Here is a 14,054-nt window from a genome sequence, read left to right as displayed (position 1 = left end):
CCCATGCTCGAACCGTCACACCGGTGTGAAGGTCAACCACGAACCCAGTGAGGTGGCACACATGCGCATCGGCACGCTGTCCGAGCGGACCGGCACCCCCCGCCGGTTGCTGCGGTACTACGAGGAACAGGGCCTGATCGCCGCCGACCGCCTGCCGAACGGCTACCGCGACTACCACGAGTCCAATGTGGACCGGGTGGCGCAGATCCGCGGGCTGCTCGACGCCGGCCTGCCGACGCGGCTGATCAAGCAGATCCTGCCGTGCCTGAACCGCCCGCGGGCCATCCACTTCCCCGATGCCACCCCGGAAATGCTGGCCGCACTGGAAGCCGAACGGGACCGGCTCAGCAACCGCATCACCCAGCTCACCCACAACCGCGACGCCATCTCCGGTTACCTGGACGCCGTTCGCGCCTACCGGTGAACAGCGCGCAGTCGGGCACCTGACCGACGTTGACCACCTCACCAGCCGGCGCGCGCCAGGACGACTGGGCAGTGGACTACTGACTCAGTGGATCAATGGCCTAGTGGGCAAGTGGCTGACCCACTTAGCCAATCAACGGAGCCGACACACCCAAACGCCATCGATGCCTACCCGCGCATAGCGAGCACGCCGAGCAATGAGGCGGGCGCCTGACCGGTGGATTGCGGGATCAGTGGGTCAGTGGTCTAGTGGCTGAGCCAATTGACCAATCAGTGGAGTTGGCACAACCCGGAAACGCCGCCGATGCCTACCGATGAACAGCGAGCGCCGAGCAATCAGGCAGGCGACTGATCAACGTTGACCACCCCACCAGCCAGCGCACGCCGGGACGACTGGTCGATGGACTGCTGACTCAGTGGATCAATGGCCTAGTGGTCTAGTGGCTGAGCCACTTAGCCACTCAGCCAATCATTGGAGCTCGTACAACCCGGAAACGCCACCACCCCTACCCGCGAACAGCGAGTGCATCGAGCAGCCACCCGTGTGCCTGCCCCACGTTGACCGCCTCCCCCGTCACCTCACCGGCCAGGTCCCAGTACCGGCGCAACCGTGGACTCCGCTCCACCGCGAGGTCCGCGCGCAGCGACCGCCGGAATTCCGGGCTGTCCCTGGTCCGGCCGACCATCGCGTAGGCGTCGACGAACTGGTCCAGTGCGGCCCCCGGTTCCGGCGGGCACCCGGCCAGCACCAGCGGCCGGGCCAGTGCGCAGGCCAACCCGACACCGTCGTGCAGAGCGGCCTGGTCGGCGATGCGCGGCCGCCGCCGCAACCGCGACCGCAAGGCGGGGTCGTCGACCAGCGCGACCATCTCCGCGTAGGCGACCACCTGCGCCGGCGTCGGATCCGCCGGTGGCACCGGCACGCTGCTGGCGAGGAACATGTCCACCGTTTCCGCCGGAGCGGGACCGAGGAAGTCGTTGCGCCAGAAACCGGTCAGCACCTCGCGAGCCGATCGGCCGTCGCGGACCGCGGCGAGCAGGTCCAGCCGACCGCCGTCCTCTTCGACCGCCCGCAGCGACGCGCGGCGCCAAGCCAGTGCGGCCAGTTCGGCGTCCAGTTCGGCCCGCTCGGCGGCGACCACCTCGGCGACCGTGCGCTCACCGCCCAGCACCAGCCGGATCGACGGCAGGCCGAGCCCCAGCCCGCGCAACCGGCGGACGAGCGTGAGCCGGTCGACCGCGGTGGCGTCGAACCGGCGGTGCCCGCCCGCGCTGCGCAGCGGTTCGAGCAGGCCCTCGTCGCAGTAGAACCGGATGGTGCGGACCGGAACGCCGGTGCGCCGCGCCAGCTCCCCGATGCCCAGTGCTGTGATCGGCGTCACCATTCGTTGAACCTCCACCCCAGTGGAATTCCTACCGTACGCAACATGCACCTCGACCCGCTCGCCAACGCCCTGCACACCCACACCACCGCCTTCGCCGCGGCCGTCGACGGCGCCGACCCGGCCGCGCGCGTGCCGACCTGCCCGGAATGGCAGCTGCGGGACCTGGTCGGCCACATCGGTCAGGCCCACCGCTGGGCAGCCGGGCTGGTGCGGACCCGGGAACCCGCCCCCGTGCCGGACCCCCGCGAAGCCGATCCCCCCGCCGACTGGACCGGCTGGCTCACCGAGGGTGCCACCGAACTCGTCGATGCCGTGCGAACGTCCGGTCCCGGCACCACCGTCTCCACCCTCCTCGGCCCCGGTCCCGCCGTGTTCTGGCTGCGCCGCATGCTGCACGACCTCGTGGTGCACCACGCCGACGCCGTGCTCACCACCGGCCGGACCACCTTCGAGGTCGCGCCGGAGGTGGCCGCCGACGGCATCGACGAAGCACTGGGCCTGCTCACCGCCCCCGGCGCCGAAGCGGTCAAACCGGCCCTCGCCGAGTTGCGCGGCAACGGGGAGAGGTTGTTGCTGCGCACCGAAAGCACCGGATGGCTGCTCACCCGGACCACGAACGGCCCGAGCTACACGCGCACCCTCGCCGGCGCGGACGTCACCGTTTCCGGCCAGGAGCGCGACCTGCTGCTACTGCTCACCCGCCGCCGTTCCCCCGACCAGCTCACCGTCACCGGCGACCGCGCCCTGCTCGACCACTGGCTCCGCCACACCGCGCTCTGACGTTCCGCTCACCGCACGCAGCGTCCGGGTCTTCGCCAGGTCCAGCAGGTCCCGCCCGTGTCCCACGCCGGGAACCACTTCCATCCGCACGTTGGGGTTGAGCGGCGTCAGGCGCCGCTCGACCCGCGCGGAGTCGTGGAGCACGCTGCGCTCGCCGAGCACCACGTCCACCGGCACGGGGATCGAGCGCCACTGGTCGTCGGTCAGCGTGTCGAACATGAACGCCTTGTTGTGGAAGGCGAACTGGGCGAGCACCAGCGAACGGATGGTCTCGTCCATGAAGCCGCTGAAGGACGACGACGGGCCGAACCGCCGCCGGATCGCCCGCGGGGCGAGCATCGCGAACAGGCCCGCGAACGGCCAAAGGCGCTGCTTGAGCCCGAAGTCGGCCAGCCCGCCCGGATCGATCGCGGTCACCCCGGAGATCCCGGCCGGGCGGCGGGCCACCTGGTTCAACGCCAGCCAGCCGCCCCGGGACACCCCGGCGAGGTGCACCCGCTCTTGCCCCAGCGCGTCGAGCACCTCGCCCAGCCAGTCCGCAATGGACTGCGCGTCGGGCAGCGGCGCGGTCTGCACGCTCCGGCCCGCCTCCCCCAGTGAATCGACCGCGTAGAGCGGGTGCCGCTCGCCGAGTTCGGCGGCGTAGCGCTGCCACACCAGGGAAGTGGTGGCGAAACCGTGCAGCAGCACCAGCGGCACCCCGGTCGTGGCGCCGCTGCGCCGCACGTTCGTCGTCCCGAAGGAGGTCTCGATGGCCAGTTCCTGCACGGGTTCGGGCCAGTCGAGCAGCGAGTCGTAGACCTCGTGGTACCGCTGCTCGCTCCGCTCGTTGACGAATCCGCTGATCATCGCGCCCCCTTCAGTTTTTATCGTGCACTTGCACCATAAACCAGCGGCGAACCGCGCGGCAAGGCTCACCTACAGTGACGCTGTGCCGAAGCGGGTGGACCACGACCAACGGCGCCGGCAGATCACCGGTGCGCTCTGGGAGATCGCCAGGAGCGAGGGCCTCGCCGCGGTCACCCTCCGCCGGGTGGCCGCGGCGGCGGGCATTTCGATGAACCTGGTGCAGTACTACTTCCCCGCCAAGGACGAGATGCTCCGGGCGGGCCTGCTGCACCTGGTGGAGGCCGCCGCCGACCGGCTGCGGAAGGAGACCGGGGCCGCGTCCGGCCCGCGTGCGGTGCTGCGGGCCGCCCTGCTCGGCGTGCTGCCGGTCGACGACCGCAGCCGGTTGCTCAGCGCGGTGCACCACGCCTACCTCGCCTACTCCATCACCGATCCGGAGATGGCCGCCCTGCTCAACCAGATCCCCCGCGAGATGGCCGCGGCCTTCGCCCCCGCACTGGACCGGCCGGACGCGCTGACCGAAATGGACGGCCTGGTGGCGATGGTGACCGGCCTGGCCATGGGCATGCTGGTCGGCAGCTACACCGCCGAGGAGGCGGTGGCCCAGGTGGACTACCGGCTGGCTGCGTTGTTCGATTGACAGGCAGCCGGAAGGCTGCCTATCGTATTGGCAGCCGTTTGGCTGCCTGTTCGAGGTGGGAGCGATGGACGAAGTGTTCAAAGCGCTGGCCGATCCGAGCCGCCGCCGGTTGCTCGACAGCCTGAACGCCCGCGACGGGCAGACCCTGCGCGAGCTGTGCGCCGGGCTGGACATGGCCAGGCAGTCGGTGAGCAAGCACCTGGCCGTGCTGGAGGCGGCGAACCTGGTCAGCACCGTGCGGCAGGGCCGGGAGAAGTGGCACTACGTCAACGCCGAGCCGATCAACGCCATCGCCGAGCGCTGGATCAGCCGGTACCACCGCGAGCGGGTGCGTGCACTCGCCGACCTGAAAACCGCATTGGAGAGCGTTCCCGTGAGCAAGCCCGAATTCGTGCACACCAGCTACATCAGGACCACGCCCGAACAGCTGTGGCAGGCGCTGACCGATCCGGCCTTCACCATCCGCTACTGGGGCGCGGTGCTGGAGTCGGACTGGACCAAGGGCTCGACCGTGACCTGGGAGCAGAACGGCTGGAAGTGCGCCGATCCCGAACAGGTGGTGCTGGAGGCGGACCCGTACCGGCGGTTGTCCTACACCTGGCACACCTTCACCCCGGACTTCGCCGCGCTGCTGGGCGTGGAGGCCGAGTTCAACGAGCGGGCCGCCGCCGAACCGCGGTCGAAGGTGACCTTCGACCTCGAACCGGCGGGTGAGCTGGTGAAGCTGACCGTGCGGCACGACGGTTTCGAGCCGGGCAGCGTGGTGCTGGAGGCGGTCGGCCAGGGCTGGCCGCACATCCTGTCGAGCCTGAAGTCCCTGTTGGAGACCGGCGAACCGCTGCCGGACCCGGCCTAGCAGGCACGAGCGGTGGCAGGTGATCGCGGAGTGAACCCCAGCACCGAGATCCACCTCGCCGGTGACGGCCACGGCCGACCGCTGCCGGTGGCGCTGACCGGTAGCAACGTCAATGACCGCAGCGTCTCAGTGGCTCAGTGGTCTAGTGGTTACTGGCTTAGTGGCTTAGTGGCTTAGTGGCTCAGCCACTAGACCACCAAGCCACTGGGCTCTCGGTCGCTAGCCCCTTGGCCACTCAGCCTCCCGGCCGCTCGGCCTCCCCGTCACTTGGCCACTTGAACCCTGGACCTCTCGGCCACTAGCCCCTTGGCCACCCAACCTCCGGCCGCTCACCCTCTCCGCCACGTGGCCACCGGGCCACGCAGCCACTGGACCACGCAGCATTGGCCCGCTCGACCACTGGACCGCTCGGCCATGGGGCCGCTCGACCACTGGACCGCTCGGCCATGGGGCCGCTTGGCGGCTTGGCTGGTTGGCCGCTGAGCCCCCTGGGCTGTTGCCCGCTTGGTGGCTTGGCCGCTGAGGCCCCTGCGCTGTTGGCCGCTTGGTGGGCTGGCCACTGAGCCACTCGGGCTGGCTGGCCACTTGGCAGCATTGCCGCTTGGCAGCCTGGCCGCTTGGCAGCCTGGCCGCTTGGCAGCATTGCCGCTTGGCAACCTGGCCGCTTGGCCAACAAGCCACTTGGGCTGGTTAGCCGCCGGAGTCACCAATTCTCCCCGGCCATGGCGGAACCCGGCTCAGCAGGCGGGACCCGGGCCGTCCCAGCCGGGAGAACTGCGGACAAGGAACTCCAGTCGAGCGCTCTGACTTCGAGTCCCTAACCCGCGAACCCGTCGATGGCGGCGATCCACGCCTCGTCGAGGCGGGGGCTGTTGTTGTGGCCGGTGTCGTGGATCAGCACCAGTTCGGCGTCCGGCCACGCCGCGGTCAGTTGCCACGGGGTGCCCACCAGGTTCGACAGGTCGAGCACCCCCTGCACGAGCACCCCGGGGATGCCGGCCAGCTTCGGCGCGTCCCGCAACACCACGCCTTCGTCCAGCCAGCTGCCGTTGCGCCAGTAGTGCGTGACGATGCGGGCGAAAGCCAGCCGGAACCGCGCGTCGGCATAACGCGGACTCGGCCCCGGCGCGGTCGGAATGATCGCGTCTTCCCAATCGCACCAGGCGCGAGCCGCGCGTTCGCGGATTTCCGGATCCCGGTCGAACAACAGCCGGTGGTACCCGTCGGCGGGATCGCCGTCCGGGACGAGTTCGCGGAACCGGGCGTACGCCTGCGGGAACATCAGGCCGAGATCACGCGTCAGCAAATCGGTTTCCAGCCGGCGCCCGGTGTTCACCCCGGAAAGCACCAGTTCCGAAACCCGGTCCGGGTGGCGTTCGGCGTAGACCAGTGCGAGCACCGAACCCCAGGAGGCGCCCGTGATCAGCCAGCGGTCGACGCCGAGCGTGGTGCGCAGCAGTTCGATGTCGGCGACCAGGTGATCGGTGGTGTTCGCCGACAGGTCGACGTCCGGTTCACCGGCGTGCGGTGTGCTGCGGCCGCAGTTGCGCTGGTCGAACAGCACGATCCGGTACTTTTCGGGGTCGAACAGCCGCCGGGCCCCCGGCGTGCACCCCGAACCGGGCCCGCCGTGCAGCACGAGCGCGGGTTTTCCGCCGGGGTTGCCGCATTCCTCGTAGTAGAGCGAATGGCCATCGCCGACGTCGAGCATTCCGTGACGGTACGGCTCGATCACCGTTTCCTCCGGTATTCCGTGGGTGTGCAGGCGGTCAGAGCGCGGAAATCACGGTTGAGGTGCGCTTGGTCGGCGTATCCGGCCAGCGCGGCGATGTCGGCGAGCGAACGCGGCCCGTCCATCAGCAACGCGGCGTGACGCAGGCGCGCGATCCGGCCAACGGTTTTCAGGCCGAGCCCGATCTGTTCGCGGAAGCGGGAGTTCAGGTGCTGGCGGGTCCAGCCGATCTCGTCCGCGAGCCGGTCGACGCGCACCCGGCCGGCGGTGTGCTCCAGCCACCGCCACGCCCCGAGCACGGGCGCGTCGAGTTCGCGGCCCCGCCGCAGGCACGCGGTGAACCAGTCGTCGAGCAGGCGGAACCTCGCCGCCCAGCCGCGGGTTCCGGCGAGTTGCTCGACCAGCAGCCCGCCCCGCGCCCCGAGCAGGTCCACCAGTCCCACGCTGGTGTTCGCGATTTCCCGCAAGGGCAGGCCGAGCAGGGCGTGCGCACCGAGCGGGGTCAGGGCGACGGAGATGCCGCGCGAACGACCGGGCGCCTCCGCCACCACCATCGGCCCGTCGCGCAACCCGGACACCGAGTGGCACGGCAGCAGCACCCCGCTGTCCAGCCGCCGGACCGGTGCTTCGAAGTCGATGGCGAGCGTGACCACACCGAGCGGGGCCATCCGCCACCGCCGGTGCTCGTGCTGGTGGTAGTCCTGCGCGGTGTAGCTGAGCACGTGCGCGGCGAGCCCGGGGTGCGGGGTGGCGAAGACGTGGGTGCCGTCGAGCCGGTCGACCTCCTCGTGCGGCACCACCAGCGCCCAGCTCCCCATGCCCACACCCTACGGTCTTCCATTCGTCCAAGACGACGGAATTCGGCGGGCCCTACCGTTCGCGGACATGGGGAGAACAGGGGAATTCACCAGTGAAACCGGCCGGGCCGAGTACTTCGCCCGCTACCGGGAAGCGATGGCGCTGGGCCCACCGCCCGCGGCCGAACTCGACGTGCGGACCACGTTCGGCACCACCCGGGTCTACCGGCACGGCGACCACGGCCCGCCCATGGTGCTGGTGCCCGGACTGCTGGCGGGCGCCCCCAGCTGCGCCCCGTTCTGGACGCCGTTTTCCGCCGGGCACACCGTCTACACGCTCGACATCCTCGGCGAAGGCGGCCACAGCGTGCAGACCGCGCCGCTGGCCGGCCACGCCGATCGCGCCCACTGCCTGGACGAAGTGCTCGACGCGCTCGGCCTCGGCGACGTGCACCTGGTCGGCATGTCCTCCGGCGGCTGGCAGGCCACCAACTACGCCCTGCACCACCGGGATCGGCTCGCCACGCTGACCCTGCTCGAGCCCACCACGGTCTTCACGAACTTCTCCGCCGGCGCGATCCGCTACGGCTTGCTGCTCAAGCTGTTCCCGTTCGACTGGATGTGGCGGCGGTTCTTCCGCTGGGCGGCGGGCGCGGACATCTCCGGGGATCCCGCCATCCGGCTCGTGCGTACCCTCACCCGTGCCTACCGGCCCGCGGTGCCGTTCCAGTTCTGCCCGTCCGAAGCGGAGTTGCGCGGGCTGGCCGTGCCGACGCTGGTGGTCCTCGGGGCCCGCAGTGCGGTGCACGACGCGGCGCTCGCGGCGGACCGGGCCGGTGCCTGGCTGCCGAAGTCCGAAGTGGAGCTTTGGCCCGGCCTGCGCCACCACTTCTCCCCCGCCGATCTTCCGCGGGTGGCCGGGCGCGTCCTCGCCTTCACCGCGGTTCAGGCATAGATTTCGGCCAGCCAGGCTTCCCACGCCCGCGCCGCCCGCTTGGTGTCGACGTCACCGAAGTGGTGCGCCGCGACGGCCACCGGGTCCCCCCAGGCGTTGCGGCCGAAGAACCGGTAGATGGCGTCTTCGGTGCGGATGCCGAGGAAGTGCTCGGCACGGAGGTCGACCTCACCGTCGATGACCTCCGGAACGGTGAGGGAAACCCGTTCGCCGGTCACGCCCAGCGCACGCACGAGCCGGTCGAACGCCCCGGGGTCACCGGCGGTCGACGCCGGTGCGTCCACGCTGAGGTAGGTGGCGGGCTTTCCGGCGAAGTGCTTGAGGCAGGTCGCCAGGGTCGCCTGGTACACCTCGGTGTGGTGCCGGCAGCCGTCGTAGAGGTTCTGCCAGTTCTCCTCGGGGAACGTGCCGCTGTGCGCGTAACGCAGGTAGGCCCGCCCGCCCGGCCGCGGCTCGATCACGTGGTCCAGTTCGTTGAACCAGTCGCCCCGCTCCACGCGGTTGGCGAAGCGCCTGCCGGGCTCCCAGGCGGTGATCTTCGCGCCGGGGGCGATGTCGATGGCCCCACCGAGCCGGGGTTCGCAGTCGATCGGCCACAGCCAGCCCGCCGTGCCGGTGGTGATCGCCTCGAAGACCTGCTCGGGAGTGGCGTCGACCTCGCGCTCGCTGCGGACCTGGAACTCTCGGTTCATCGGCTTCTCCTGTCGTCCTCGCTGGTGGAGCCAGGTTCTAACCGACAACTTTTTTTGTCAAGACAACGTTGACTTTCGGCCCGGCACGCAAAAAGGCCTCCCTCGCGGACGCTGCGAGGGAGGCCTTGCTTCGGACGTATCAGGTCGTCGCCGGGAAGACTCCCAGCAGCCACCGCTGCCACGCGGCGGTGGTCGCATCGCGATCCGGCGCGGTGCCGTAGTAGTAGTGGATCGAGTTGACCCGGCCGCCGCCCCCTTGGAAGCGGTGCAGGCCGTCGGCCGCCCGGACGCCGAGCACGCCGCTGACCAGGTAGTCGACCTCACCGTCGAACGGCGGCAGCCCGGCCGGGATCAGCCGCACCCGGTCGCCGAGCGCCACGGCGGGAGCCACGCCGAGGGCTTCACCGAATCTCGACGAGATCTCGTCCGGCTCCAGGGAAGTGGTGGAGCCGGTGATCAACGTGGTCGCGGGCAGCCCGGGGAAGTACCGGAAGTACTGCGCGAGGTTGTGGAAGAACAGGTTCCAGCCGCGGTCGAAGCTGTCGTACTCGGCCGCCCAGTCGTCCCCGAAGAAACCGCTCTGCGTGAACCGGAGCACGGTGCTGCCACCGCCCCGGCCTTCGACCAGGAACTCCAGTGCACCGCCGGAATCGTCGGCACCGTAGACGATCCGCCTGCCTTCTTCCCTGGCGAGCACCTGCCCCGCCTGGGTGTTGCCGCCCCCGAAGTCGGCTTCGCCTTCGCCCCGGGACCCCATTTCGTGCGGGACGAACCAGATCGACATACCGGGCCCGCTGGAAATGGCCGCCCACACCTGTTCCGGCGTCGCGTCGAGGGGGATTTCCTTGCGCAGCCGCCGTTCTTCGCTCACTCCGGCTCGACCACCTGCATCAGCAGGATCAGGTTGCCGCAGGTGTCGTCGAAGATCGCGCTGATCCCGCCCATGGTTTCGGCCGGCTCGCCGCGGAACTCCACCCCGGCCGCCACGAGCTGCTCGTACTCCTTGCGGACGTCCTCGGAGAGCAGCATGGTCAGCGGCATGCCCTTGCCGTACAGCTCCGACTGGTAGGTGCGGGCGAACTCGTACCCGATCGGCTCCAGCAGGATCTCCACGCCGTCGGGCTCGTCCGGCGACACCACGGTCAGCCAGCGGTTCTCCCCGCCCACCGGGATGTCGTGCTTGACCCGGAACCCCAGTTTCTCCGTGTAGAACCGCTCGGCCCGGTTCTGGTCGTTGACCATGATGCTGACGACCTGTGCCTTCAACGCTGCCTCCCGACTGTTCGGAAACGGACAGCGCCCACCGTTGCACCGACAACTTGGCTTGTCAAGAAACCGCATCCTGTCGGTGGACGGCGTGTTGGCCACGGCCCCCGGGTGCCACCTCCCGGCGCCCGTCCCCGACTAAACGGGCACGAGGAGGTGGCCGGACCCGGTCCCCACCGGAGGGGTCAGCGGACGATGCGGGCGATCAGCCCGGTCAGCACCAGCCAGAAAACCGCGGCGAGACCGTAGTTCACCAGCACGCCCACCTGGTAGTTCTCCAGCTGGAACAAACCGGGGAAGAACAACGCCAGCGGCTCGGCGATGGCCCGCATGAACTCGACGAAAGCGTTGGCGCTGTTGGCACCCAGGAGGATCATCAGGATGTAGACGACCTCGATGAGCGCGATCACTGCCCCGACGCCGGTAATCACTCGCGCGGCCGTCGAGCGGCCGCTGGAAACTCGCAATCTGGACATGCTTGGGAGTTCCCCGGAACGGGTGAGGGAAACGTGAATTGCCGCCGTACGACCACGATTGCGCCATTCGAACACCGGGGTCCGGCCGAATGGCCGTATCTTGCCCCCATGACGGCACTGAGCGCGGCTACGGACCGATATCCCGCCAACACCGCACTGTACGCGGATCCCGCGCTGGGCGAACACGTCGACTACGCCAGGTGGTACCGGCACCGCGGCGGCACCCCGGTGCTGCTGGCCCCGCACGGCGGCAGGCTGGAACCGGGCACCGCGGAGCTGTGCCTCGCGGTGGCCCGTCAGTCCACATGCGACTACTGGGTGTTCGAAGCGCTGCGCGACAACCGGGCGCTGCACGTGACCTCCGCCCGCTGCGACGACCCGGTCGCGGTGGCGTTGTGCGCCGGCACCGACCGGGCGCTCAGCCTGCACGGCTGCACCACGGGACCGCGGGCGGAGGTGGTGGTCGGCGGCCTGGACACCGGGTTCGGCGGGATCGTGCACGCGGAGCTCCGGGCGCGCGGCATCGCGACCGTCGACGCGGCCGTCCACCCCGCGCTCGCCGGGCGCTCCCCGCACAACATCGTCAACCGCACCCGCACCGGCATGGGGGTGCAGCTGGAGCTGCCGATGGGCCTGCGTGACGCGCTGCGGGCCGACCCCGCGCTGTTCCAGTCCTTTGTGGACGGAGTGGGTACCGCGGTGCGCCGGGTCTGGCGGGACGGGCCGGTGACCGGGTAGCTTTCCCGGTGCACGTCCCTCGCTGGGGAAAGCCGGTCGGAAGCCGGCGCTGACCCGCAACCGTGGGCCCGCGTTCCGGCGCGGGCGAGCCGGACCGCCCGCCGGGGGACGGGCTCCGTCGAACCGTCGTGGACTGCGGCTCGGGGCCTGCGCTGGCCTCCCGGCACGCGTGGGTGACCGCGCCGGTCCGAAGGAGGGAACCCCTTGCGCCCCAAGTTCTTCCGAGCCAGACCGGTGGCCACCGCCGCGGTCGTGGCCGCGCTCACCACCGGACTGCTCACCCCGGTGGCCGCCGCGGGCGAGCAGCAGCACACCGTCGCCCACCACGGCGCGGGTTACCTGGCCCGCGCCATCACCGCGGGCGGCGGCAACCTCAACGCCGACGTCACCAGCACCGCGTACGCCGTGCTCGGCCTGCACGCCGCCGGGGTCGGCCGCCAGGCCGCGCGGGACGGCGTCGCCTACCTCAGCACCCAGCTCGGCGCACCGCTCCAGGGTCCCGACGGCAAGGACGACCCGGGCCGGGTCGGTTACGTCATCCTCGCGGCCGTCGCGGGCAAGCAGGACCCGCGTCGCTTCGGCGGGGAGAACCTGGTCGACCGACTGCTCGCCACCCAGCGCGCCGACGGCCTGTTCGGCTCGGCCGACCCGGCCTACGACGGCGCGTTCCGGCAGGGCGTCGCGCTCACCGCGTTGAAGGCGGCGAAGGTACCCGCCACGCACCCGAAGGTCACCGCGGCCACCGCGTGGCTGACCGGCCAGCAGTGCGCCAACGGGCTCTGGCAGGCCTACCGCGCGGACACCTCGGTGCCGTGCGCCCCGGCGGACCCGGCCACCTTCAGCGGCCCGGACACCAACAGCACCGGCATGGCGGTGCAGGGCCTGGCCGCCCACGGCAAGCTGCCCACCGCCAAGAAGGTGCTGTCCGCGTTGAACGCGGCGAGGTCCGCCGACGGCGGTTTCGCCTACATCGCCGCGCCGGGGCAGGCGTCGGACCCGAACTCGACGGCGCTGGCGATCCAGGCGATCGTGGCCGCCGGCGGCAAGCCCGGCAACGCCCACGCCGCACTGGCGAGCTTCCAGCTGGGCTGCGCCGACCCGGCCGCCGACCGCGGTGCCTTCTTCTACCCCGGCAGCCGGGCGGTCAACCTGCTGGCCACCGTGCAGGCCGTGCCCGCCGCCGCGGGGAAGGCGTTCCCGCTGCCGCCGTCGACGCCGTCCACCGCGGTGCCCGAGGTGCCGTGTGAGGTCGCGATGCAGGCCGCCGGTACGCCGGGGCCGTGTGCCGGGACCAGCGGCGTCACGGTGACCGTCGACTTCGCCGCCTTCGGTGGCACCCAGGAGACGCGCTGCGCACCGGGTGCGCAGGCGAACGGCGTGACCGCGCTGCAGAACGCCGGGTTCACGCCCGCCGGGACCTCGCGCTGGGGCATGGCGTTCATCTGCCGCATCAACGCGCTGCCGACACCGGCGCAGGACCCGTGCGTGAACACCCCACCGGCTAACGCCCACTGGTCCTACTACCACGCGAACACCGGGGCGACCGCGTGGACGTACAGCAACCAGGGCCCGTCCACCTACGCGCCGCCGCTGGGCAGCATCGAGGCGTGGGCGTTCGGCAACACGGCCAAGCCGACGCTGACGCCGGACCAGGTCCGCGGCGCTTGACACCGATCACTCGGCCACGGGTACTCTGAGTCGAGTATTCGGCAGCGAGCTGGGGAGCATCGGGCGATGGCACCGCGGGGCAGGGCGAATCCGCTGGCACTGGCGGTGCTGACGCTGCTCAACGAACGCCCGATGCACCCCTACGAGATCTCCGGCACGCTGCGCGAGCGGCACAAGGAAGACAGCATCAAGCTGAACTACGGCTCGCTGTACTCCGTGGTCGAAGCGCTGCACAAGCGCGGGCTGATCGCCTCACTGAAGACCGTGCGCGAGGGCAGGCGGCCCGAGCGCACGGTCTACCGGATCACCCCGGCCGGGGTGGCCGAGATGCACGACTGGCTCAGCGATCTGCTGGCCAATCCGGTCAAGGAGTTCGCCCAGTTCGAGGCGGCGTTGTCGCTGATGCCCGTGTTGCCACCGGAGGAGGTGGTGCCGCTGCTCGAAGCCCGGCTCCGCGCCCAGCTGCACCGCAAGCGGGTCCAGGAGGCGGCCGCGGCGTCGGCACGCGAGAGCCTGCCCCGGCTGTTCATGATCGAAGACGAGTTCCGGCAGACCCTGCTGGACACCGAGATCGCCTTCGTGCGCAACCTGCTGCGGGAGTTGAAGTCCGGCGAGTTCGACGGCCTGCGCATCTGGACGCGCATGCACGAGCTGCGTGCGTCGGGAGTCACCTCGGAGCAGTTCGAAGCCCAACTGACCGCCGAATTCGCGGAGGAGACCGACTGGCTCAGCAAACCAGACGAGAACTGAGGTGATGGCCCCGGCCGGGGTGCGGCAACACCGCGGCCGGGAGCCAT

At 70.5% G+C, this 14,054-nt stretch carries 16 protein-coding genes; 8 read left to right on the top strand and 8 right to left on the bottom strand.

The window, feature by feature from the left end; translation table 11 throughout:
- Positions 1-61: 61 nt before the first annotated feature.
- On the top strand, positions 62-424 hold the full coding sequence (locus AC07EG_RS17535; RefSeq protein WP_478254146.1) for a MerR family transcriptional regulator: 363 nt from the start codon (positions 62-64) through the stop codon (positions 422-424).
- 505 nt (positions 425-929) lie between these two features.
- On the opposite strand, the gene AC07EG_RS17530 is transcribed toward AC07EG_RS17535, so the two are convergent.
- Positions 930-1,808, bottom strand: coding sequence for a helix-turn-helix domain-containing protein (locus tag AC07EG_RS17530; protein ID WP_478254145.1), 879 nt, complete (start codon positions 1,806-1,808; stop codon positions 930-932).
- 42 nt (positions 1,809-1,850) lie between these two features.
- On the opposite strand from AC07EG_RS17530, the gene AC07EG_RS17525 reads away from it, so the two are divergent.
- On the top strand, positions 1,851-2,588 hold the full coding sequence (locus AC07EG_RS17525; protein ID WP_478254144.1) for a maleylpyruvate isomerase family mycothiol-dependent enzyme: 738 nt from the start codon (positions 1,851-1,853) through the stop codon (positions 2,586-2,588).
- Here the strand turns inward: AC07EG_RS17525 and AC07EG_RS17520 are convergent.
- A complete protein-coding gene (locus AC07EG_RS17520; RefSeq protein ID WP_478254143.1) occupies positions 2,496-3,437 on the bottom strand; it encodes an alpha/beta fold hydrolase in 942 nt (313 codons plus the stop codon). The genes AC07EG_RS17525 and AC07EG_RS17520 overlap by 93 nt on opposite strands.
- Positions 3,438-3,519: 82 nt before the next feature.
- On the opposite strand from AC07EG_RS17520, the gene AC07EG_RS17515 reads away from it, so the two are divergent.
- Positions 3,520-4,077, top strand: a complete 558-nt coding sequence (locus AC07EG_RS17515; RefSeq protein ID WP_478254142.1) for a TetR/AcrR family transcriptional regulator — start codon at positions 3,520-3,522, stop codon at positions 4,075-4,077.
- A gap of 64 nt (positions 4,078-4,141) precedes the next feature.
- Entirely contained in the window at positions 4,142-4,933 is a 792-nt protein-coding gene (locus tag AC07EG_RS17510) for an ArsR/SmtB family transcription factor (RefSeq protein WP_478254141.1), read from the top strand.
- A gap of 817 nt (positions 4,934-5,750) precedes the next feature.
- Here AC07EG_RS17510 and pip read toward each other — a convergent pair.
- Both pip and AC07EG_RS17500 read right to left on the bottom strand, forming a co-directional pair.
- Entirely contained in the window at positions 5,751-6,668 is a 918-nt protein-coding gene (pip, locus tag AC07EG_RS17505; protein WP_478254140.1) for a prolyl aminopeptidase, read from the bottom strand.
- Positions 6,665-7,483 (bottom strand): helix-turn-helix transcriptional regulator, encoded by an 819-nt coding sequence (locus tag AC07EG_RS17500; protein ID WP_478254139.1) that lies wholly within the window; start codon positions 7,481-7,483, stop codon positions 6,665-6,667. Before AC07EG_RS17500 ends, pip begins: the two co-directional genes overlap by 4 nt.
- Positions 7,484-7,550: 67 nt before the next feature.
- On the opposite strand from AC07EG_RS17500, the gene AC07EG_RS17495 reads away from it, so the two are divergent.
- Positions 7,551-8,417 (top strand): alpha/beta fold hydrolase, encoded by an 867-nt coding sequence (locus tag AC07EG_RS17495; protein ID WP_478254138.1) that lies wholly within the window; start codon positions 7,551-7,553, stop codon positions 8,415-8,417.
- Here AC07EG_RS17495 and AC07EG_RS17490 read toward each other — a convergent pair.
- From AC07EG_RS17490 to AC07EG_RS17475, 4 genes are all read right to left on the bottom strand, one after another.
- A complete protein-coding gene (locus AC07EG_RS17490) occupies positions 8,408-9,109 on the bottom strand; it encodes an SRPBCC family protein (RefSeq protein WP_478254137.1) in 702 nt (233 codons plus the stop codon). The genes AC07EG_RS17495 and AC07EG_RS17490 overlap by 10 nt on opposite strands.
- Before the next feature lie 139 nt (positions 9,110-9,248).
- On the bottom strand, positions 9,249-9,980 hold the full coding sequence (locus tag AC07EG_RS17485; RefSeq protein ID WP_478254136.1) for an SRPBCC family protein: 732 nt from the start codon (positions 9,978-9,980) through the stop codon (positions 9,249-9,251).
- A complete protein-coding gene (locus AC07EG_RS17480; protein WP_478254135.1) occupies positions 9,977-10,375 on the bottom strand; it encodes a VOC family protein in 399 nt (132 codons plus the stop codon). The genes AC07EG_RS17485 and AC07EG_RS17480 overlap by 4 nt, the downstream gene beginning before the upstream one ends.
- 185 nt (positions 10,376-10,560) lie before the next feature.
- Positions 10,561-10,785 carry a hypothetical protein gene (locus AC07EG_RS17475; protein WP_478254134.1) on the bottom strand — a complete coding sequence of 75 codons (225 nt, stop codon included), beginning with the start codon at positions 10,783-10,785 and terminating at the stop codon, positions 10,561-10,563.
- Positions 10,786-10,959: 174 nt separating this feature from the next.
- Here AC07EG_RS17475 and AC07EG_RS17470 point away from each other — a divergent pair, with 174 nt between their 5' ends.
- The 3 genes from AC07EG_RS17470 (at position 10,960) to AC07EG_RS17460 (ending at position 14,007) form a co-directional block, all read left to right on the top strand.
- Positions 10,960-11,589 carry a poly-gamma-glutamate hydrolase family protein gene (locus AC07EG_RS17470; protein ID WP_478254133.1) on the top strand — a complete coding sequence of 210 codons (630 nt, stop codon included), beginning with the start codon at positions 10,960-10,962 and terminating at the stop codon, positions 11,587-11,589.
- Positions 11,590-11,793: 204 nt separating this feature from the next.
- Entirely contained in the window at positions 11,794-13,257 is a 1,464-nt protein-coding gene (locus tag AC07EG_RS17465; RefSeq protein WP_478254132.1) for a prenyltransferase/squalene oxidase repeat-containing protein, read from the top strand.
- A gap of 66 nt (positions 13,258-13,323) precedes the next feature.
- The gene (locus AC07EG_RS17460; protein ID WP_478254131.1) at positions 13,324-14,007 is read left to right on the top strand and encodes a PadR family transcriptional regulator; all 684 of its coding nucleotides are present in this window, start codon (positions 13,324-13,326) and stop codon (positions 14,005-14,007) included.
- The last annotated feature ends 47 nt before the right edge of the window (positions 14,008-14,054 follow it).

Source organism: Amycolatopsis sp. NPDC045836 (genome assembly GCF_056431745.1).
The sequence above is the reverse complement of the archived record's forward strand: the minus strand, read 5'-3'. Positions and strand labels throughout refer to the sequence as shown.